General features: G+C 62.1%; 18 protein-coding genes, 1 tRNA gene and 2 pseudogenes. 10 read left to right on the top strand and 11 right to left on the bottom strand.

All coding sequences use genetic code 11. The features are described 5' to 3' along the window. The 8 genes and pseudogenes from Q1V43_RS03700 to leuC form a co-directional block, all read right to left on the bottom strand. Window positions 1–618: pseudogene (locus Q1V43_RS03700) on the bottom strand (IS5 family transposase); the annotation flags it as partial. 82 nt (window positions 619–700) lie between these two features. After that, window positions 701–900, bottom strand: a pseudogene (locus tag Q1V43_RS03695) (transposase); the annotation flags it as partial. A 315-nt stretch (window positions 901–1,215) separates the two neighbouring features. Further along, window positions 1,216–1,292, bottom strand: a tRNA-Pro gene (locus tag Q1V43_RS03690). A gap of 173 nt (window positions 1,293–1,465) precedes the next feature. After that, a complete protein-coding gene (gene leuB, locus Q1V43_RS03685; RefSeq protein WP_300514045.1) occupies window positions 1,466–2,572 on the bottom strand; it encodes a 3-isopropylmalate dehydrogenase in 1,107 nt (368 codons plus the stop codon). Between the two features lie 60 nt (window positions 2,573–2,632). Next, on the bottom strand, window positions 2,633–3,649 hold the full coding sequence (locus tag Q1V43_RS03680; RefSeq protein ID WP_300514054.1) for an endonuclease/exonuclease/phosphatase family protein: 1,017 nt from the start codon (window positions 3,647–3,649) through the stop codon (window positions 2,633–2,635). 29 nt (window positions 3,650–3,678) lie between these two features. Continuing rightward, the gene (locus Q1V43_RS03675; RefSeq protein WP_366146202.1) at window positions 3,679–4,713 is read right to left on the bottom strand and encodes a hypothetical protein; all 1,035 of its coding nucleotides are present in this window, start codon (window positions 4,711–4,713) and stop codon (window positions 3,679–3,681) included. A gap of 83 nt (window positions 4,714–4,796) precedes the next feature. Next, window positions 4,797–5,402 carry a 3-isopropylmalate dehydratase small subunit gene (gene leuD / locus Q1V43_RS03670; protein ID WP_300514043.1) on the bottom strand — a complete coding sequence of 202 codons (606 nt, stop codon included), beginning with the start codon at window positions 5,400–5,402 and terminating at the stop codon, window positions 4,797–4,799. A 12-nt stretch (window positions 5,403–5,414) separates the two neighbouring features. After that, window positions 5,415–6,821 carry a 3-isopropylmalate dehydratase large subunit gene (leuC, locus tag Q1V43_RS03665; RefSeq protein WP_300514041.1) on the bottom strand — a complete coding sequence of 469 codons (1,407 nt, stop codon included), beginning with the start codon at window positions 6,819–6,821 and terminating at the stop codon, window positions 5,415–5,417. A 241-nt stretch (window positions 6,822–7,062) separates the two neighbouring features. Here leuC and Q1V43_RS03660 point away from each other — a divergent pair, with 241 nt between their 5' ends. Further along, window positions 7,063–8,406 (top strand): mechanosensitive ion channel domain-containing protein, encoded by a 1,344-nt coding sequence (locus Q1V43_RS03660; RefSeq protein WP_300514039.1) that lies wholly within the window; start codon window positions 7,063–7,065, stop codon window positions 8,404–8,406. A gap of 165 nt (window positions 8,407–8,571) precedes the next feature. Here the strand turns inward: Q1V43_RS03660 and Q1V43_RS03655 are convergent, their stop codons facing one another. Next, window positions 8,572–8,697: a hypothetical protein gene (locus tag Q1V43_RS03655; RefSeq protein WP_300514037.1), complete on the bottom strand. Its 126-nt coding sequence runs from the start codon at window positions 8,695–8,697 to the stop codon at window positions 8,572–8,574. A 442-nt stretch (window positions 8,698–9,139) separates the two neighbouring features. Here Q1V43_RS03655 and Q1V43_RS03650 point away from each other — a divergent pair, with 442 nt between their 5' ends. From Q1V43_RS03650 to Q1V43_RS03610, 9 genes are all read left to right on the top strand, one after another. After that, window positions 9,140–10,468, top strand: a complete 1,329-nt coding sequence (locus tag Q1V43_RS03650) for an NAD(P)-dependent oxidoreductase (protein ID WP_300514035.1) — start codon at window positions 9,140–9,142, stop codon at window positions 10,466–10,468. 3 nt (window positions 10,469–10,471) lie between these two features. Next, window positions 10,472–11,800, top strand: coding sequence for an NAD-dependent dihydropyrimidine dehydrogenase subunit PreA (preA, locus tag Q1V43_RS03645; RefSeq protein WP_300514032.1), 1,329 nt, complete (start codon window positions 10,472–10,474; stop codon window positions 11,798–11,800). 261 nt (window positions 11,801–12,061) lie between these two features. Next, on the top strand, window positions 12,062–13,312 hold the full coding sequence (locus tag Q1V43_RS03640) for a Zn-dependent hydrolase (protein ID WP_300514030.1): 1,251 nt from the start codon (window positions 12,062–12,064) through the stop codon (window positions 13,310–13,312). An 87-nt stretch (window positions 13,313–13,399) separates the two neighbouring features. After that, window positions 13,400–14,854 carry a dihydropyrimidinase gene (gene hydA / locus Q1V43_RS03635; protein ID WP_300514028.1) on the top strand — a complete coding sequence of 485 codons (1,455 nt, stop codon included), beginning with the start codon at window positions 13,400–13,402 and terminating at the stop codon, window positions 14,852–14,854. 16 nt (window positions 14,855–14,870) lie between these two features. Next, window positions 14,871–15,638, top strand: coding sequence for an ABC transporter ATP-binding protein (locus tag Q1V43_RS03630; RefSeq protein WP_300514049.1), 768 nt, complete (start codon window positions 14,871–14,873; stop codon window positions 15,636–15,638). Continuing rightward, a complete protein-coding gene (locus tag Q1V43_RS03625) occupies window positions 15,631–15,909 on the top strand; it encodes a hypothetical protein (protein ID WP_300514026.1) in 279 nt (92 codons plus the stop codon). Before Q1V43_RS03630 ends, Q1V43_RS03625 begins: the two co-directional genes overlap by 8 nt. Then, the gene (locus Q1V43_RS03620) at window positions 15,906–16,778 is read left to right on the top strand and encodes an ABC transporter permease (protein ID WP_300514024.1); all 873 of its coding nucleotides are present in this window, start codon (window positions 15,906–15,908) and stop codon (window positions 16,776–16,778) included. The genes Q1V43_RS03625 and Q1V43_RS03620 overlap by 4 nt, the downstream gene beginning before the upstream one ends. Continuing rightward, entirely contained in the window at window positions 16,778–17,623 is an 846-nt protein-coding gene (locus tag Q1V43_RS03615) for an ABC transporter permease (protein ID WP_300514047.1), read from the top strand. The genes Q1V43_RS03620 and Q1V43_RS03615 overlap by 1 nt, the downstream gene beginning before the upstream one ends. Before the next feature lie 36 nt (window positions 17,624–17,659). Then, on the top strand, window positions 17,660–18,643 hold the full coding sequence (locus Q1V43_RS03610; protein WP_300514022.1) for an ABC transporter substrate-binding protein: 984 nt from the start codon (window positions 17,660–17,662) through the stop codon (window positions 18,641–18,643). Window positions 18,644–18,822: 179 nt separating this feature from the next. On the opposite strand, the gene Q1V43_RS03605 is transcribed toward Q1V43_RS03610, so the two are convergent. Continuing rightward, complete coding sequence (locus Q1V43_RS03605) at window positions 18,823–20,355, bottom strand: SpoVR family protein (protein ID WP_300514020.1); 1,533 nt, start codon at window positions 20,353–20,355, stop codon at window positions 18,823–18,825. After that, window positions 20,352–20,946 (bottom strand): DUF444 family protein (locus tag Q1V43_RS03600; protein ID WP_300514018.1); only part of this gene is annotated, 595 nt, incomplete at its 5' end. The genes Q1V43_RS03605 and Q1V43_RS03600, both read right to left, overlap by 4 nt.

Raw genomic sequence — 20,946 nt, 5'->3', positions numbered from 1 at the left:
CAGCCTTGTCGTAGGAATGGGGGTGTTTTCGCGTCGGGTTTGGCGGGATGACGGCCTCGCATCCCCGCTCAGCCAGCCAGTCGCGCAGCCGTCGCGCGTCATAGGCGCGGTCTGCCAGCAGGCGGTGCGGTGTGGGGACGCGTGTCAGAAGCTCGGCCACACCGGTCAAGTCATGCGCCTGGCCCGGCGTCAGGCAGAGTGCGACGGGGCGCCCGGCCTCATCTGTCAGGGCATGAATCTTGGTCGTCCGTCCGCCGCGTGAGCGTCCGATCGCATGGGCGAACTCCCCCCTTTTCCGCCCGAGGCCGAGCGGTGCGCCTTGACCGATGTGCTGTCCGCGCTGGTCGTGCCGATCACACCGGAAGAGCCTGACAAGACATGGAAAACATCCCCCCAAACGCCCTGCTTGGACCACCGGTTGAAGCGGTTGTAGATCGTTGTGCAGGGGCCGTATTCCGCCGGACAATCGCGCCAACGCGCTCCGGTCTTGAGCATATGCAGGATGCCAGAGATCACCCGACGGTCATCGACCCGTCGTGCCCCGCGCCGACCCGTTGGCAGATGCGGTCGGATCGCCGCCCATTCGGCATCGCTGAGCCAATACAAATTACCTGCCATGAAACCCTCCCGCCTGTTCCTGGCGGGAGTGAATCAGATGAAAACCAAAAGGGGAATCCGCTAATTGAGTACGGACCCTAGTGCAAGCACGACGACGCGGGGGGCTCAGAAGCTTCCCCGGGCAGCCTCCTTTAGGATCAATTTGTCCAACGTCAGATCAGAGACAGCTTTTCTCAGCCGCTCATTTTCCCTTTGCAGGCGTGTCAGTTCCTTCAGTTGATCCACACCCATTCCGCCATATCGCTTTCGCCAACGGTTATCGGTTCGTTCGACGACACCAAGCTTGTTGGAACCGATGCGGCTCACTCAATCCGGGCCAGGGCTATACCGGATTTGGAGATCATTCGGGAGCGGACCCGGATTGCTGGTCAACAGCGCCTATCTGCCTGATTGGCAGGGGATGTACGCGCAGTCCTATGCGGACGCACCTGATGCCCGCTACATGCGAGTTGAACAGATTGGCTATGATTTTATGTATTTCCCGCTGCGACCACTGAACGGCCCGGTTTGCTTCTGGTGGAAGCGGGGCCGGCGTCAGTGAAGAGGGTAAAACGAGGATCGAAGTCTGAGAATTGAAGGCTAACTCTCTGATATTATTGGTCGGAGTGAGAGGATTCGAACCTCCGACCCCTGCCTCCCGAAGACAGTGCTCTACCAGGCTGAGCTACACTCCGACCGTGGCGGGCGGGATAGCCTCTATTTGGGGTGGTGGCAAGCCCCATTTGATCGGATGACCGGTTTTCTTTTCCGTTGCGGGGGATTGCCGGTCACGGGCGGCGGCGGGCAAGAAAAAACCGGCCCCTGGGGGCCGGTTCCAATCCGAATCGCGATGTAGATCGGTGCGGAATTACAGGCTGGCGTCCAGTGCGGCGATCACCGCGTCGCCCATGTCGCTGGTCGAGGCCGGGGCCACGCCTTCTTCGTTCAGGAGGTCCGCGGTGCGCACGCCATCGGCCAGCACCTGTTCCACGGCGGCCTCCAGACGGTCGGCCTCCACGCCCAGATCGAAGCTGTAGCGCAGCGCCATGGCGAAGCTGAGGATGCAGGCGCAGGGGTTGGCCTTGCCTTCACCGGCGATGTCCGGGGCGGAGCCATGCACCGGCTCATAGAGGGCCTTCGGACGGCCATTGGCCATTGGCGCGCCCAGCGAGGCCGAGGGCAGCATGCCCAGCGATCCGGTCAGCATGGCAGCGGCATCCGACAAGAGGTCGCCGAACAGGTTGTCGGTGACGATCACGTCAAACTGCTTGGGCCAGCGGCACAGCTGCATGGCGCCGGCGTCGGCGTACATGTGGCTCAGTTCCACGTCCTGGTATTCGGCCTGGTGCACTTCGGTCACAACGTCACGCCACAGGATGCCCGATTCCATCACGTTGGCCTTTTCCATCGAACAGACCTTGTTGCCACGCTTGCGGGCCAGTTCGAAGGCCGAGCGCGCCACGCGGGCAATTTCCGATTCGGTATAGCGCTGGGTGTTGATGCCGACGCGTTCGTTGCCCTCTTCGATGATGCCGCGCGGCTCGCCGAAATAGATGCCCGAGGTCAGCTCACGCACGATCATGATGTCCAGACCGGCGACCACGTCCTTTTTCAGTGACGAGAAATCGGCCAGGGCGTCAAAGCACTGGGCCGGGCGCAGGTTGGCAAACAGGTCCATTTCCTTGCGCAGGCGCAGAAGCCCGCGTTCCGGCTTTACCGAAAAGTCCAGATTGTCGTATTTCGGGCCGCCCACGGCGCCCAGCAGGACGGCGTCCACGTCCTGGGCGGCCTGCATGGTCTCGTCGGTCAGGGGGGTGCCGTGCGCGTCATAGGAGGCACCGCCGACCAGCCCCTCGGACACGTCGAATTTCACGTCGCGCTTGTCACCGTACCAGTCGATGATCTTGCGCACTTCGGCCATGACCTCGGGGCCGATGCCGTCACCGGCCAGGATAAGGAGGGAGGGGTTCGTCATGGGGGCGTTCCTTCGCTGAAAAAACCTTCCGGCGTTGGGTAAAGCCCCCGTGGCGCTGGGTCAAGGCAGGGTGAGGTCGACCCAGACCAAGTGGTGGCGTTTCCTGTCGTCCGGTGGCCAGAAAACCCCGGAATCGGTCACGGCGAGGCGCGCATCGGGCAGCACATAGTCCAGCCGCAGGTTGCCGGGGCGCGGCTCGTCGAAATTGGCGGTGTCCAGCGCAGGGTTGCCCCGGTGGCCGGGTGTGGCCTGTGCCTCGGCCGGGGCGCTGCGCGGTTCCGGATCCTGCAGGCGGGGATGGTCCAGCAAGGCACGGATGCCCTCCCGCCGCCCGGCGCCGTCGAACGGGTCGACATTGGCACGGCCCAGAACCACCACGGGAGGCGCAGGTGCGGGCCAGGGCAGATCTCCGTCCAGATAGCGCGCCCAGAGGGCGATCTCGTCGTGATTGCGGCGCCCGTTGCGGTCCTCGTCCCCGTCATAAAGCGGGGTGCCGGCGGCGAAGGCCAGGAGGCGCAGGGGGCCGTTCGGGGTCAGCACTTCGACATCCCAATGCCCGACCGAGGACAGGCGTTGAGCGGCGAATGCCTCGGTCGACGGGAAGGGCTGGCCATCGACCAGCGGCGGGATGGCACCGGGCAGGTCGGCCCAGAGAAAAGAAGAAAAATCACGGACCTCGCCGATCGGAAAGCGGGACAGGATCGCCATGCCGCTGTCGCCGGTGAAGCGGCCATAGCCCTGGGCATCGCGTGCCTCGCCCAGCGATCCGTCGCCATCCATATCCAACCCGGATGGCAATCCGCTGTTGGGCCGCGCGGAAAAGCTGTGCGGGTAGTCCAGCCCGGCCTCTGCCAGCGCGTCCTGCAGCGCGGACAGCGCGTGTCCTTCAAGATCGTAATCAAGCCCCATCAGGTGCACCACGTCCGGGCGGACCTCTACCAGGGTGGCGACGGCCCCGGCCACGTCCTCGTCCTTGCGCAGGATGTCACGCAGCAGCAAACCCGGCCCCTTGCGGCCCAGTTCGGTGTCGAAAGTGGCAATTCGGATCGGTTCCGCCCGGGCCGGAAGGGAGGTGATCAGACCGGTGGCGATCCCGATTGCCAGGATCAGGCGTGTACCAAGCTTCCGTCTTTGGCTGCGGCGGAGTTGCGCTTGCGTTCGACGCTGATCATCCTGGCGATGCGCCCCATGGCGATGCCGCGCATGAACAGGCTGGCGGGAAGGAAAGCCCATGCTGTCACCGTCCAGATCAGGGTTTGTGAATTTGTCATCGAAACCGAGCCGAACAGCGATCCGGCCGCCTTGACGATGGCGGGGGTAAGGAAGGGAAGAAGGATACCCAGGCCAATATTGATCCGGGCATCCCGCTCCAGGCGATTGACCACGTCACCGCCGGCGGTCGGATCGAAGGTGGGCAGGTTAACCCACACGTTGAACGCTCCGAATTTCGAAGGCCAGCCCAAGACGCGCAACACGGCGATGAATATGGCCAGCGCCAGAAGCGAGATCAGGTAGCTGATTCCGGCGGCGGTCCGCAGAGTTTCAACTTCGGCGGTCTGGGCATCTGGGGGAAGCATCAGCACCAGCAGGCGCACCGGTGAATAAGGGAAGTCCAGGGCGCGTCCGATCAGCTGGCCGATGGCCTCGATGAACTGGGTGGCGGTGGATGGGAACACCTCGCCGCGCGCGATTACCGACAGCAGGAATACAGTGGTGAAGAGGCTGAGGAAGCGGATGCGGTTGAAGGGGGGGGCGTCGCGGAACTCCACCAGGCCGGGATAGGTCGATGCGTATTCGAACAGCGTCAGAGCGGCCGCGAAAATCGCAACCAATGCGGTGATCTGCGCTGTATCCGAGCTGGTTCCCGGCACCAGAAGCGACGGGGTGGCGACGAGAATCACCATCAGAAATGCGCGCACGAAAGCGCCTGTCAGTTGTGAGATCACTGCTCTACTTTCCTCAACCTGGACGGGCGCGATACGCTGCCGAACCCTTGTTCCGTGTTGATGCCGCCAATTGTGACGGCCTGCCTCATCTTTGCCACATTCTTGCCCACATTCATCACCCACCGCAAGTTCCTGTTTAAGCTTCGGAAACCATTTTGGCGGGATCGTGGGGGAACTGGTGCTTTCCTGCATCATGAAGGCGGCAGAAAAAAGGCCGCCCTGTGGGGCGGCCCAAAATCTTGTAGCTGCGGCCAAATCGGACACAAGACCCAATGCAGTTACACCCAGGGGCGTGCCTGTGCGGCCTGCGCTTCAAAGGCGTCGATCGAGGCTTTCTTTTCCATCGTCAACCCGATGTCATCCAGCCCGTTCAGCAGGCAGTGCTTCTTGAACGCATCCACGTCGAAGGGAATGACCTGCCCGTCCGAGGTGGTGATCTCCTGGGCTTCCAGGTCGACGGTCATGCGGGCGTTTTCACCCTTCTCGGCGTCGGCCATCAGGATGTCCACCTGCTCCTGCGGCAGCACGATCGGCAGGATGCCGTTCTTGAAGCTGTTGTTGAAGAAGATGTCGGCGAACGAGGTCGAGATGATGCATTTGATACCGAAATCGGCAATCGCCCAGGGGGCATGTTCGCGCGACGAGCCGCAGCCGAAGTTGTCACCGGCCACCAGGATCTCGGCCTTGCGGTACTGCGGCTTGTTCAGCACGAAATCGGGGATTTCGCTGCCGTCGCGGTTGAAGCGCATCTCGTCAAACAGGTTCGCGCCGAATCCGGTGCGTTGGATCGACTTCAGGAACACCTTGGGGATGATCATGTCGGTGTCGATGTTCACCAGCGGCATGGGGGCCGCGATACCGTGCAGTTTTTCGAACTTTTCCATTTCGCGGGTTCCTCAGATCAGGTCACGGACATCGGTCAGGCGACCGGTCAGGGCGGCGGCGGCGGCCATTGCCGGGCTCACCAGGTGGGTGCGGCCCTTGTAGCCCTGGCGCCCCTCGAAGTTGCGGTTCGAAGTCGAGGCGCAGCGCTCGTGTTCGGACAGCTGGTCGGGGTTCATCGCCAGACACATGGAGCAGCCCGCAAGGCGCCATTCGAAACCGGCGGCCTCGAAGATCTCGGCCAGGCCTTCTTCTTCGGCTTGTGCGCGCACAAGGCCCGAACCCGGCACGATCATCGCGCGCATGCCGTCCTTGATCTTCTTGCCCTTCACGATCTCGGCCACGGCGCGCAGGTCTTCGATGCGGCCGTTGGTGCAGGAGCCGATGAAAACGGTGTCGATCTCGATATCGGTCAGTTTCTGGCCGGGGGTCAGGCCCATGTATTCGATCGAACGGGCAGCCGCTTCGACCTTGCCGCCTTCGAAATCCTCGGGCGAGGGCACGGTGCCGGTAATCGGCAGCACGTCCTCGGGCGAGGTGCCCCAGGTGACGACAGGCTGGATGTCTTCGCCACGCAGCGTGACAACCTTGTCGAAATGCGCGCCTTCGTCGGTGTAGAGCGTCTTCCACCAGGCCAGAGCAGCATCCCATTGCGCGCCTTTCGGGGCGTGCGGGCGACCTTTGACATAGTCGAAGGTGGTCTCGTCCGGGGCGATCAGGCCAGCGCGGGCGCCGCCTTCGATCGCCATATTGCAGACGGTCATGCGGCCTTCCATCGACAGGTCGCGGATCGCTTCACCACAATATTCGATGACATAGCCGGTGCCACCGCCGGTGCCGGTTTCACCGATCACGGCGAGCGTTATGTCCTTCGCGGTCACACCCGGCTTCAGCTTGCCGGTGATCTCGACCTTCATGTTCTTGGACTTCTGCTGGATCAGGGTCTGGGTGGCCAGCACATGTTCCACCTCGGAGGTGCCGATGCCGTGGGCCAACGCGCCGAACGCACCATGGGTCGCGGTGTGGCTGTCACCGCAGACCACGGTCATGCCGGGCAGGGTCCAGCCGTTTTCGGGACCGACGATGTGAACGATGCCCTGACGGATGTCCGACACGGGGTAATAATGCACACCAAATTCCTTGGCGTTCTTGTCCAGCGCTCCCACCTGGATGCGGCTTTCCTCGGTCATCTGCGCCGGGTCTTCGCGGCCCTCGGTGGTCGGCACGTTGTGGTCCGGCACGGCAATGGTCTTGTCCGGCGCGTGCACCTTGCGGCCCGCCATGCGCAGGCCTTCAAAGGCCTGCGGGCTGGTCACTTCGTGGACCAGGTGGCGGTCGATATACAGCAGGCAGGTGCCGTCTTCGGCTTCGTGGGCGATATGGGCGTCCCAGATCTTGTCATAGAGTGTCTTGGCAGACATACGGAGTGCTCCCGTAGTTTGGCTTGGAAATTTGGCGTGGTCTCAGGATCGCGGGCAGGGCCGCGCCGCTCATTGCAGGGCGAGGATCGTCAGCGTCGCGCCATGAAAGCGCCAGGGCAGGCGCGCGCGGTCGTCCATGTCGATAATCCGAGTCATGGGCTCCAGATACCCCTTTCGCGCCTTGGTCGCAAGGGTGGACGCCCATCGGCGCGCGGTGCATCATGGGACAAAAGGAGAGCAGATGGAGCAGGATACCCCGCCGGTCGACACAATTCCGACGCTGAGCGAGCAGATCGAGGGGCTCTTGTTCGACCTGATCGCCTTCGGGCAGACCCTGCTTGTGCCCTGGCGGCTCTATCAACTGGGGATCATCGTGGCGCTGGTCGCGCTGTCCTACCTCGGCAACTGGTATGTCCGCCCACGTGTCGAGGCCTGGTTGCGCACCCGCGAGGGCTGGCCGAAATGGCGTCTGCGCCTTGCCATCCACATTCGCAAACGGATTCCGCTGATCCTGTTCGTGGCCCTGGCCTGGGTGACGGTCGCCGTGATGCGCGAAATGACCTGGCCGTCCCGCTCCTATCTGATCGGGCTGGCAGCGACACTGGCCACCGCCTGGCTGCTTGTCGGGGTTGCCGCCTGGTTCGTGCAGAACAGGTTCCTGCGCCGCCTCGTGATGTGGGGGATGTGGATCTATGTCACGCTCTACTACCTCGGGCTGACCCAAACGGCCGGGCAGGTGATGGACAATCTGGCGCTCGAGGTCGGTGACATGCGAGTGTCCACGCTGGACGTCCTGCGCGCCCTGGTGATCACGGCGGTGCTGTTCACCGGTGCGCGGTTCATCTCCAGAACCACCTCGCTCAGGATCGAGAAGAACGAGGACATCTCGCCTTCGATGCAGGTGCTGGTGATCAAGTTTGCCCAGGTGCTTCTGTATGGCGCAGCCTTCTTCATCGGGTTGAAAGCGATCGGCGCCGACCTGACCGGCCTTGCGGTCCTGTCCGGTGCAATCGGTGTGGGCCTTGGTTTCGGTTTGCAGAAGGTCGTGTCGAACCTTGTGTCGGGGGTCATTATCCTCCTGGACAAGTCGATCAAGCCGGGTGACGTGATTTCCCTGGGAGAGACCTTCGGCTGGATCCAGTCCCTGGGTGCGCGCTATGTGTCGGTGGTAACGAGGGACGGGCGCGAGTACCTGATCCCGAACGAGGACCTGATCACCGGCCAGGTGGTGAACTGGTCACACACCAACGCCTTCGTGCGTCTCGATATCTTTTTCGGCACCGCGTATCATGACGACCCGCACCAGGTGCGCAAGATCGCCATAGCGGCGGCCTCGTCGGTGGACCGGGTTCTGAGTTTCCGCCCACCGGTCTGTCACATCGTCGGCTTTGGGGACAGTTCGGTGGATTACATCCTGCGCTTCTGGATCGACGACCCCACCGGTGGGCTCACCAATATTCGCGGCAATGTCTACCTGGCGCTCTGGGACGCGTTCCAGAAGCACGGCATCTCGATCCCCTTCCCGCAGCGAGAATTGCGCATGCTGGAAGATGTCGATCCCGCCGGAGAGGCTGCAAGGGACTGAGGCACCTGTTCTGCCACCAGAAAAACTGGGCGGGGGCCTCAGAGGTGCCCCCGCCCGGAACGAAGATCATCTGCTGGGCCACACCGCTCGGTTTTCCAACCCGCGTCGGAACGGACCCGCAGGCAACGCGCCAAGGCGGTTGACACTTTCGGGGCCGCGCGATGGTCAGCCCTCGTCGGCCTTTTTGTTGAAGATGTTGAACCCTGAGTCCGGGTAGCGTTTCATCAACACTTTCCCAATCATGGCCGCCGAGAAAACCAGCAGAATCCCTTTTGCGATACCGAGCATCATATGCCTAACTCCTTGTCGCCGTTTCTATCACGGACCCCGGAGTATCCAGCATTGGAGGCAAGATAATGACGATATTTAGGAAAACTGGAACTTTGGATGGCCAAATTCGGGCAGCCCGGGGTTTGCCTGCCTCGACGCTAACGCCATCGGATGAACCGGTGGGCCACTCCGGGTGAGCTTCCCCCGGTGCGACGCGCGTAAAGCGGCCCGGGCGCTGATGGCCTCCATTCGTAGGGTCCGGGGCCTGAAAAACCGGGGCAATAAACCTTTTCTGCACCGCCGAAACAGGGCTGCAATTCATGTCATTGCGATCTTATTGTCTCTTTTCAGCGGTTTGTCCTTTTTCCAATCTGCATAAATTTTACCATTTGATAAAATTCCAGACCTGTGCCACGCTGAAAGAAAACAACCACGGATCCAACAGAGAGAAAGGGAGGTTCCCTTGTCCAATTCCCAGCAGACGCCAGGGATTGTTCCGAACCGACTGCCCGAAGAGGCATACCAGGACAATTTCAGCGACCTTCACCCCCGGCTTGATGATCACGAGGCCCTCGTTGCCGCCGATCGATGCTATTTCTGCCACGACGCGCCCTGCATGGAGGCCTGCCCGACAACGATCGACATTCCGCTGTTCATCCGGCAGATCGCGACCGGTACGCCGAAAGCCGCTGCGCTTACCATTCTGGAACAGAACATCCTGGGCGGCATGTGCGCCCGTGTCTGCCCGACCGAAACGCTCTGCGAAGAGGTCTGCGTGCGCGAAACCGCCGAGGGCAACCCGGTCGAGATCGGCCGCCTGCAGCGCTATGCGACCGACACCGTGATGGAGGCCCATCCTTTCGCCCGCGCCGATGCGACCGGCAAAACGGTCGCCGTGGTGGGTGCCGGGCCCGCGGGGCTTTCCGCGGCGCACCGTCTGGCGATGCATGGCCACGACGTGGTGCTTTATGACGCGCGCGCCAAGGCGGGCGGGCTGAATGAATTCGGCATCGCCAGCTACAAGAGCGTCGACAATTTCGCCGCACGCGAGGTCGACTGGCTGCTGTCCATCGGCGGCATCGAGGTCAAGCTCGGTCAGGCGCTGGGCAACGGCTTGCAGCTGGACGAGCTGCAGACCCGCTACGACGCGGTGTTTCTGGGCGTTGGTCTGGCCGGTGTGAACGCCCTGCGCTGTGATGGCGAGGACAAGGACAATGTGCTGGATGCGGTCGAGTTCATCTCGGACCTGCGTCAGGCAGAGGATTTGAGCAGCCTCCCTGTGGGTCGTCATGTCGTCGTCATCGGCGGCGGCATGACGGCTGTGGACGCCGCCGTACAGGCAAAGCTTCTGGGGGCCGAGGACGTGTCCCTGGTCTATCGCCGGGGCCGTGACCGCATGGGGGCAAGCGAGTTCGAACAGGATCTCGCGTCCTCCAAAGGCGTGCGCATCATTACCCATGCTGCGCCCACGGCGATCCACGGCAACGGCGCCGTGGCCGAGATCGAATTTGCATATACGACAGACGGCGCGAACGGGCTGGAAGAGACCGGCGAAAGCTTCCGTCTGAGGGCCGACCAGGTGCTGAAAGCAATCGGCCAGACCCTTGGCGATGCCAACGGGCTGGAGATCGACGGAGGCAAGATCAAGGTTGGCGAGACCGGCCGAACCTCGCGTTCGGGTGTCTGGGCCGGGGGCGACTGCGCCTCGGGCGGCGACGACCTGACCGTGACCGCCGTGGCCGAAGGCCGCGACGCCGCCGAAGACATTCACGCAACTCTGATGGGGGGCTGAGACATGGCTGACCTGCATTCCACCTTCCTGGGCATCGAAAGCCCGAACCCGTTCTGGCTGGCCTCCGCGCCGCCCACCGACAAGGAATACAACGTCCGCCGCGCCTTCGAGGCCGGCTGGGGCGGTGTGGTCTGGAAAACCCTGGGCGAAGCCGGGCCGCCGGTCGTGAACGTGAACGGACCTCGCTATGGCGCGATCCACGGCGCCGACCGGCGCCTGTTGGGATTGAACAATATCGAGCTGATCACGGATCGCCCGCTGGAGGTGAACCTGGAAGAAATCACCCGGGTCAAGAAGGACTACCCGGACCGCGCGGTGATTGTATCGCTCATGGTGCCCTGCGAGGAAGAACCCTGGCGCAAGATCCTGCGTGAAGTCGAACTGACCGGCGCGGATGGGGTCGAGCTGAACTTCGGCTGCCCCCATGGCATGGCCGAACGCGGCATGGGATCGGCCGTGGGCCAGGTGCCGGAGTACATTCAGATGGTGACGGAGTGGGTGAAGAAACACTCGCACCTGCCCTGTATCGTCAAGCTGACGCCGAACATCACCAATATCCTTGGCCCGGCGCAGGCCGCCAAGGCGGGCGGGGCCGATGCGGTGAGCCTGATCAACACGATCAACTCGATCACCTCGGTGAACCTGGACATGATGAGCCCCGAGCCGATGATCGACGGCATGGGCACCCATGGCGGATACTGCGGCCCGGCGGTGAAACCCATCGCCATGAACATGGTGGCCGAGATTGCCCGGAACGAGAAAACCGCCGGTATTCCGATCTCCGGTATCGGTGGCGTCACCACCTGGCGCGATGCGGCCGAGTTCATGGCTCTGGGCGCCTCGAACGTGCAGGTCTGTACCGCGGCGATGACCTATGGGTTCAAGGTGGTGCAGGAGATGATCTCGGGCCTGTCACAATGGATGGACGAAAAGGGCCATGCATCGACGGCCGATTTCGTTGGTCTCGCCACGCCGAAAGTCACCGATTGGCAGCACCTGAACCTCGACCACATCACAAAGGCCGAGATCAACCAGGACGACTGCATCAAATGTGGCCGCTGTTATGCCGCCTGCGAGGACACCAGCCACCAGGCGATCGAGATGTCGGAGGACCGGATCTTTACGGTGAAGGACGATGAATGCGTCGCCTGCAACCTCTGTGTCAATGTCTGCCCGGTCGAAGGCTGTATCACCATGCGCACGCTCGCGCCCGGTGAGGTGGACGAGCGTACCGGCATGGTGGTGCCAGCGGTGGATGACAAACGCACCTGGCTGCAGCATCCCAACAACCCGTCGGCCGACCCGAATATGTGCATCGTGCGCGGTCAGTAAACGTTTGACGATCCCCGACGCTGTGCTAGCGTCGGGGTTGACCAGATGGTCAAAGGAAGAACACGCGCCAGACCCGCTAAAAACAAGGGCAAAGAGCGCATCAACAGGGAGCCAGGGCGATGAAGATCCGCCCCACAGACACCCCGGCCCGTCCGGCATGCCGCCCCCCTGGGGCACGTGGCGCTCTCTGTTTTGCTGAAAATCACGGCAGGCTGCCCTTTCCGGCGGCTTTCCCCCGAATTTCTGACAGGAGAGCAATCCATGGCCGCACCCGGTGAGAACATGAAGACAAACGGCGACCGCCTGTGGGAGTCGCTGATGGAAATGGCCAGGATCGGGCCGGGCATTGCCGGTGGCAACAACCGCCAGACCCTGACGGACGAGGACGCCGAAGGCCGCGCGCTGTTCCAGAAATGGTGCGAGGAGGCCGGCTTGACCATGGGCGTCGATACCATGGGCAACATGTTCGCCACCCGCGCGGGTGAAGACCCGGAGGCCCTGCCGGTCTATGTCGGCTCGCATCTCGACACCCAGCCGACCGGCGGCAAGTATGACGGCGTGCTGGGCGTGCTGGGCGGGCTGGAGATCATCCGCACGCTGAACGACCTTGGGGTCAAGACCAGGCACCCCATTGTCGTGACCAACTGGACCAACGAGGAAGGTACGCGCTTTGCCCCCGCCATGCTGGCCTCGGGCGTGTTTGCCGGCAAGCACACACAGGACTGGGCCTATGACCGCGTGGATGCCGAGGGCAAGAAGTTCGGTGACGAGCTGAAGCGTATTGGCTGGGTCGGCAGCGAAGCGGTCGGCGCGCGCAAGATGCATGCGATGTTCGAACTGCACATCGAACAGGGGCCGATCCTGGAGGCCGAGGGCAAGGACATCGGCGTCGTCACCCATGGCCAGGGGCTGAACTGGCTGGAAGTGACCATCACCGGCAAGGAGAGCCACACGGGGTCCACCCCGATGCACATGCGCATCAACGCAGGCCGCGGTCTGGCGCTGATCACCGAGCTGGTGCATGAGATCGCGATGAAGCACCAGCCCAACGCGGTGGGCGCCATTGGCCATATCGACGTCTATCCGAACAGCCGCAACATCATCCCCGGCAAGGTGGTCTGCACCGTCGATTTCCGCTCGCACCTGCAAGAGGTGATTGACGCGATGATCGCCGAGTTTGACGAGCGCGCGTCGAAGCTCTGCGCGGATATCGGCGTGGAAATGAGCTGGGAAATGGTCGGCACGTTTGATCCGCCCGCATTTGACGAAGGCTGCGTGAAAGCCGTGCGCGACGCGGCGGAGCGGCTGGGCTACAGCCACATGGATATCGTCTCCGGCGCTGGCCATGACGCCTGCTGGATCAACGAGATCTATCCGACCGCCATGGTCATGTGCCCCTGTGTGGATGGGCTCAGCCACAACGAGGCCGAGGAGATCAGCAAAGAATGGGCCACCGCCGGTGCGGATGTGTTGATGCATGCCGTGGTCGAAACGGCGGGGATTGTCAAATAGGCCAGGACCGGGGGCTCTGCCCCCGGACCCCCGGGATATTTATGGAAAGACGAAAGAGCGGCCTGGCCGAGACAGGGAGAAAGACCAATGACCACAGTCATCAAGAACGGCACCATCGTCACCGCCGACCTGACCTACAAGGCCGATGTGCTGATTGACGGCGGAAAGATCATCGAGATCGGGCAGGGCCTGTCCGGCGACAAGGCGCTGGATGCGACCGGCTGTTACGTGATGCCCGGCGGGATCGACCCGCATACGCATCTGGAGATGCCCTTCATGGGCACGTATTCCTCAGATGACTTCGAAAGCGGAACGCGGGCGGGGTTGGCGGGCGGAACCACGATGGTGGTCGATTTTGCCTTGCCCAACCAGGGTGAGAGCCTGTTGGACGCGCTGAAGCGTTGGGACAACAAGTCGACCCGCGCAAACTGCGATTACTCGTTCCACATGGCGATCACCTGGTGGGGCGAGCAGATCTGGAACGACATGGAGACCGTCGTCAAGGAACGCGGGATCAACACATTCAAGCATTTCCTCGCCTACAAGGGCGCCTTGATGGTGAATGATGACGAGCTGTTCCACAGTTTTACCCGCTGCGCCGATCTGGGCGCGACGCCCTTGGTTCATGCGGAAAACGGCGACGTGGTGGCGGAGCTGTCGGCCCGCCTGCTGGCCGCCGGCAACACCGGCCCCGAGGCGCATGCCTATTCCCGCCCGCCACAAGTCGAGGGCGAGGCCACCAACCGCGCGATCATGATCGCCGACATGGCGGGCGCGCCTTTGTATGTGGTGCATACGTCTTGTGAGGAAAGCCACGAAGCCATTCGCCGCGCGCGGATGCAGGGCAAGCGGGTCTGGGGCGAGCCCCTGATCCAGCACCTGACCCTGGATGAGAGCGAATATTTCAACCAGGATTGGGACCACGCCGCGCGCCGGGTGATGTCACCGCCTTTCCGTAACAAGCAGCATCAGGACAGCCTCTGGGCGGGCCTTCAGAGCGGGTCGCTGAGCGTGGTTGCGACGGACCATTGCGCCTTTACCACCGAACAGAAACGTTACGGTGTGGGCGACTTCACCAAGATCCCGAACGGCACCGGCGGGCTGGAGGACCGGATGCCGATGCTCTGGACCCATGGGGTGAACACCGGGCGCCTGACCATGAACGAGTTCGTCGCCGTCACCTCGACCAATATCGCCAAGATCCTGAACTGCTATCCGCAGAAGGGCGCGGTGCTGGTCGGCGCGGATGCTGACCTGGTGGTCTGGGATCCGGAGAAGGAAAAGACCATCGGCGCGGACACCCAGCAATCGGCGATCGACTACAACGTCTTCGAAGGCAAGCATGTGAAGGGCCTGCCGCGCTATACCTTGACCCGCGGGCAGGTTGCGGTGATGGATGGCGAGATCAACACCCGGGAAGGTCACGGCAAGTTCGTCGGGCGCGAGCCCAACGCCACCGTGAACCGCGCCCTGAGCCAGTGGAAAGACCTGACCGCACCCCGGCCGATCGAGCGCTCGGGCATTCCTGATACCGGAGTTTGACGTGACAGAAAGACCCGTGATCGAGGCGAAAGACCTCGACCTGACCTTCCAGACAAACGATGGCCCGATCCATGCGCTCAAGGGCGTGGATCTGAACGTCAACAAGGGCGATTTCGTCAGCTTCATCGGCCCGTCGGGCTGTGGCAAGACCACCTTTCTGCGGGTGGTGGCGGGATTGGAGCATCCAACCGGCGGCACCATCACCGTGAACGGCATGTCGCCCGACGAGGCGCGCCAGAATCGGGCCTATGGTTATGTGTTCCAGGCGGCAGGGCTGTACCCGTGGCGCACCATCGGCGGCAATATCAAGCTGCCGCTGGAAATCATGGGCTATGCCAAGTCCGAACAGGATGCCAAGATCGCCAAGGTGCTGGAGCTGGTCGATCTGGCCGGGTTCGAGAAGAAATTCCCCTGGCAGCTGTCAGGCGGGATGCAGCAGCGGGCGTCAATAGCGCGCGCGCTGGCATTTGATGCGGAAATCCTGCTGATGGACGAACCTTTCGGCGCACTGGACGAGATCGTGCGCGATCACTTGAACGAACAGCTCCTGGAACTCTGGGCGCGCACGGAAAAGACCATCGGCTTCGTCACCCACTCGATCCCCGAGGCGGTGTATCTGTCGACCAAGATCGTGGTGATGAGCCCCCGTCCGGGCCGCATTACCGACGTGATCGAAAGCCCTCTGCCCAGGGAACGCCCGCTGGATATTCGCGACACACCGGAGTTTTTGGAGGTCGCCCATAGGGTGCGCGAGGGTCTGCGTGCGGGGCATGCCTATGACTGATGCGCAAAACGGCCTGACCCCGGAACAGATCAAGCGCGTGCGCTCGGCATTTCTGTTCCGCATGGGCTACGTCGCGGTCCTGTGGCTGGGGTGTGTGGTGATCCTGAACCGGTTCGTCACGGACGGGTCGAGCTTCGGCGCGGTCATCACCGTGCTGACCTTCGCCCTGCCCGTGATCATGGCGCTGGTGGCGCCGATGGACTGGCGCTGGCTGAACAAGCATCCTGATGCGGTGAATCGCTTTGGCCTGCGCGCAGGGGGGAACGAATGAACAAGCTGCTTCCGATCCTGACAGTCGTGGTGGCCATCATGGTGGTCTGGTACGCCGCTGCCGTGGGTATGAACAAGAAATGGGCCTTGGATCAGGCGGAACGGGCCGGGATCTCTTTGAGCACCGGTGCGCTGATCTCCGACACCTGGAGCCAGGACCGCCCCCGCCTGCCCGCGCCGCACCAGGTGGTGGCCGAGCTTTGGAAATCCACCGGTGGCATGGTGATCAAGGGCAAACCCTTTTCGAAACGCAGCCTGATCTTTCACGGCTGGATCACCCTGTCCGCCACGCTGGCCGGTTTCGTGATCGGCACCAGCGCGGGCATCCTTCTGGCCGTGGGCATCGTGCACAACAAGGCGATGGACATGAGCGTCATGCCCTGGGCGATTGCCAGCCAGACCATCCCGATCCTGGCGATTGCACCGATGATCATCGTGGTCCTGAACTCGATCGGGGTGCAGGGTCTGATACCCAAGGCGATCATCTCGGCCTATCTGAGCTTCTTCCCCGTGGTCGTGGGCATGGTGAAGGGGCTGCGCAGTCCGGACCACATGCAGCTCGACCTGCTCAGGACCTACAATGCCAGCGGGTCCGAGACCTTCTGGAAACTGCGTCTGCCGTCTTCGATGCCTTATCTGTTCACCTCGCTGAAGATCGGCATGGCCGCATCGTTGGTCGGGGCCATCGTGGGCGAACTGCCAACCGGCGCCATCCGTGGCCTGGGCGCGCGCATGCTGACCGGCAGCTATTACGGTCAGACGATCCAGATCTGGTCCGCGCTCTTTGCCGCCGCGATCCTTGCGGCGACCCTGGTGGGCATCATCAGCCTGATCGAACGGCGCATGCTCAAACGAATGGGGGCCGCGTGATGGGTTGGGTTGTCTTTGCCGTGGCCTTCTGGCTGGCCACCTGGTTCCTGAACGCCTGGATCGCCAGGGGTCCGCATGCGCAGACCCGCGCGGCCGGGCTGTTGGTGCCGGTGATCTTCGGCGTTACGGTCATCGTCGTCTGGGAGGCCCTTGTGCGGGGCCTGAACGTGCCCGGCGTGATCCTTCCACCGCCCAGCGCGATCTGGGTCAAGCTTGTGTCGGCCACCGACATCCTTTGGGAGGATTTCGTGCAGACCTTCGTGAAGGGCGCTTTGAGCGGCTACATCATCGGTTGCGGCGCGGCCTTCGTCACCGCAGTGCTGATCGACCGCTCGCCCTTCCTGCAACGTGGGTTGCTGCCGGTGGGAAACTTCGTCGCCGCCCTGCCGATCATCGGCACCGCACCCATCCTGGTCATGTGGTTCGGTTTCGACTGGCAGTCGAAATCCGCCGTGGTCGTGGTCATGGTCTTTTTCCCGATGCTGGTGAACACCGTGCAGGGCCTGGCCGACACCACGACCATGCAGCGCGACCTGATGCACACCTATTCGGCCAGTTACGCTCAGGCGCTGGTCAAGCTGCGCCTGCCCGCCGCAATGCCCGCCATCTTCAACGGGCTGAAAATCGCGACAACACTTGCGCTGATCGGCGCAATTGTCGCCGAATTCTTCGGCAGCCCGATCAAGGGCATGGGTTTTCGCATTTCGACCGAGGTCGGACGGCTGGGTCTTGATATGGTCTGGGCGGAAATCACCGTCGCGGCTTTGGCCGGATCGGCGTTTTATGGCATCGTGGCCATGATCGAAAAGGGGGTCACATTCTGGCACCCCTCACAAAGGAGCTGAAAAACAGCTTCACACAACCAACTGGGAGACTGAAACATGATGAAATTGATGAAAGGCGCGCTGGCCGGGCTGGTGATGACAGCCGGAACCGCCATGGCGGCAGAAGATGTCACGCTGCAGCTGAAATGGGTGACTCAGGCGCAATTCGCGGGCTATTACGTCGCGCTGGAAAACGGTTTCTACGAAGAAGAGGGGCTGAACGTCACCATCAAGCCGGGCGGCCCCGACGTGGCGCCGGTGCAGGTGTTGATGGGCGGTGGCGCCGACGTGATGATCGACTGGATGCCCTCGGCTCTGGCCGCGCGCGAACAGGGCGCGCCGGTGGTGAACATCGCCCAGCCGTTCAAGAGCTCGGGCATGATGCTGACCTGCCGCAAGGATACCGGCATCGCCGCGCCGGCCGACTTCCCGGGCAAGACCCTGGGCGTGTGGTTCTTCGGCAATGAATACCCGTTCCTCAGCTGGATGGGTTCGCTGGGCATCGGCACCGAGGGCGGCGATGGCGTGACGGTTCTGAAACAGGGCTTCAACGTCGACCCGATCCTGCAGGGTCAGGCCGACTGCGTTTCAACCATGACCTACAACGAATACTGGCAGATCATCGACGCGGGCCTGTCGGCCGACGAGCTGGTGACGTTCAAATATGAGGACCAGGGCGTCGCGACGCTGGAGGATGGTCTTTATGTGCTCGAAGAGAACCTGGGCGACGAAGCTTTCAAGGACCGCATGGTGCGTTTCGTGCGCGCTTCGATGAAAGGTTGGAAATGGGCCGAAGCGAACCCCTCGGACGCGGCCATGATCGTGCTGGAGTATGACGAGACCGGCGCCCAGACCGAAGACCACCAGGTCCGCATGATGGGCGAGATCGCCAAGCTGACCGCCGGTTCGAACGGCGCGCTGGACGTGGCCGATTACGAGCGCACCGTGGCCACGCTGATGGCAGGTGGTTCGGACCCGGTCATCACCAAGGCGCCTGAGGGGGCCTATACGATGGAAATCACCGACGCCGCGCTGAAATAAGCCTTCGTCAGGTCTATAGCCGGGGCCGCTCGTTTCGAGCGGCCCTTTCGCGATTGACGACGCCGCTCCTGCCAGGGTCGCCGACGCCCAACCGGGCTGTTGCGTCAGGCAATCATGCTGGATTGCCCCGATGCAGAATTCATGGCGGGATTGCGGCCTGTTCGCCTCGATGACCCGGGCTAATCCCTGGTAGACGCACGATAGATCGTGGCCTCACTGTCCCGGTCACGTCCGCAGAGGCTGACGTCATAGCCCCAAAGTCGTTTGGTATATCTTAAAACGTCGTCGCGGCTTTTTTCCTCCAACATGATATTGTCCAGAACCGAATGGCAAAGCTTCAGCTCGCGATCGCCCTTCAGATCAACATCGCTGACCTGGATGTCCGGCACGAGATAGGCAAGATCATAGGATCGGGCCAGAGTCCTGCGGATTTCACGATAGCCTTGCTGATTGTGAATCTGGCTGACAACGAGGTCGGATTTGTCCGCGTCATCCGTGATGACAAAGAGCTTCAGTTTCCGGATCAGCGCGGGCGACAGGAACTGGAGGATGAAGGATTCATCGCGATAGTTGGCCCATGCCTCGCGCAGGACGGATTTCCAATCGTCATTGCCGGCGAAATCCGGGAACCAGTCCAGGTCCTCCTTGGTCGGGTTTTCACAGATTCTGCGGATATCCTGCATCATCGCGAAGCCAAGCGCGTAGGGGTTGAGGCCCGGGAACATCGGATCGTCGAAGTCCGGCTGCTTGATCACACTGGTATGGCTGTGCATCATCTCCATGAAGGCGCCCTGCGTGATCAGCCCTTTTTCCAGCAGCCGGTTGACGATGTAGTAATGGACGAAGGTCGCGCAGCCCTCGTTCATGACCTTGGTCTGCTTCTGCGGATAAAGGTACTGGGCCAGATAGCGCACAATGCGAACGATTTCGCTCTGCCAGGGCTCCAGGTTGGGGCTGTGCTTTTCGAGAAAATACAGGACGTTCTCTTGCGGAAGGTTCAGGTCCGGTTGTCGAAGGCCCCTGTGGGAATCCTGCGCCTGCCCGGTTTTTCCCGATCCAAGAGTGCTGTCTGTCCAGAGGTCCAGCACGCTCTGTTGCGCGGCGTGCTGGTCGCGCTGGCGATGAATTGCTTCCAGTTCCCTGGCGGTCGGTCGCGGGGGGCGGCGATACCGGAAGACCCCCTGATCCCTGAGCGCATGCGCCGCATCCAGAATGTCCTCGACCTGATCCACGCCATAACGCTCCTCGCAATTCGCCACGAAGTTTTTCGCGAAGGCAAGGTAGTCGTGAATGCTGTCGGCATCCGTCCATTCCCGGAACAGGTAGTTGTTCTTGAAGAAATGGTTATGCCCAAATGCCGCATGGGCCATGACGAGGGTCTGCAGCGCCATGGAGTTTTCCTCCATGTTGTAGCTGATGCAGGGGTTGGAATTGATGACGATCTCATAGGCAAGCCCGGCCAGCCCCTTGCGATAGTAGGCCTCGTCCCGCACGAAATGCTTGCCGAAGGACCAGTGTTGGTACATCAGCGGAAGCCCGACACAGGAATAGGCATCCAGCATCTGTTCGGAAGAGATGATCTCGATCTGGTTGGGGTAGACGTCCAGACCGAGCTCGCCAATCGCGATCTCTTCGATGCTGTCATAGGCTTTCTGCAGAAGCTCGAAGCTCCATTCGTGGCCTTCGAAGATCGGGGTGACGTTTTCGGTCATGTGCTTGCCCCCGTCCTCCCGGCCGCGAAGAGCGCCCGGAACACCGGGTAGATCTGGGACGGTTCTGCCACACGCTGCAGTTCGAAATTCGGCCAATCCTCCTTCACCCGGCGGTAGGTCTGCCAGAGGTCGGCCCCCTTCTCTTCGGACTGCAGCAGGTCGTTGTCGCCGACATCGACAATCTCGACATAGGCGAAGTACTGACAGATCGGCAGAAGAGTGGCGCGCAGCAGGGCCTCGCATTTGTCGGAGTCATTGCTGAAATTCTCTCCGTCCGAAGCCTGCGCCGCATAGATGTTCCATTCGTCGGTCGGATACCGCGCCAGGATGATTTCCTGCATCTTCTCAAGCGCGGTACTGACAACGGTTCCGCCGGTTTCCTGCGCATAAAAGAACGTCTCTTCGTCAACTTCCTGCGCATGGTGGGTATGGCGAATGAACACGATCTCGGTGCTTTCGTAACGGCGTTCCAGAAAGAGGTGCAGCTGGATGAAGAAGCGTTTGGCGAGGTGTTTTTCCCGTTCCTGCTTCGAGCCGGAGTCATCCATCAGGCAGATCTGTGCGGCGTTGGGGTTGCGGACACGTTCGGGA

It is taken from the genome of Aliiroseovarius sp. (assembly GCF_030148435.1).
Lineage (GTDB): Bacteria > Pseudomonadota > Alphaproteobacteria > Rhodobacterales > Rhodobacteraceae > JASBTN01.
The sequence above is the reverse complement of the archived record's forward strand: the minus strand, read 5'-3'. Positions and strand labels throughout refer to the sequence as shown.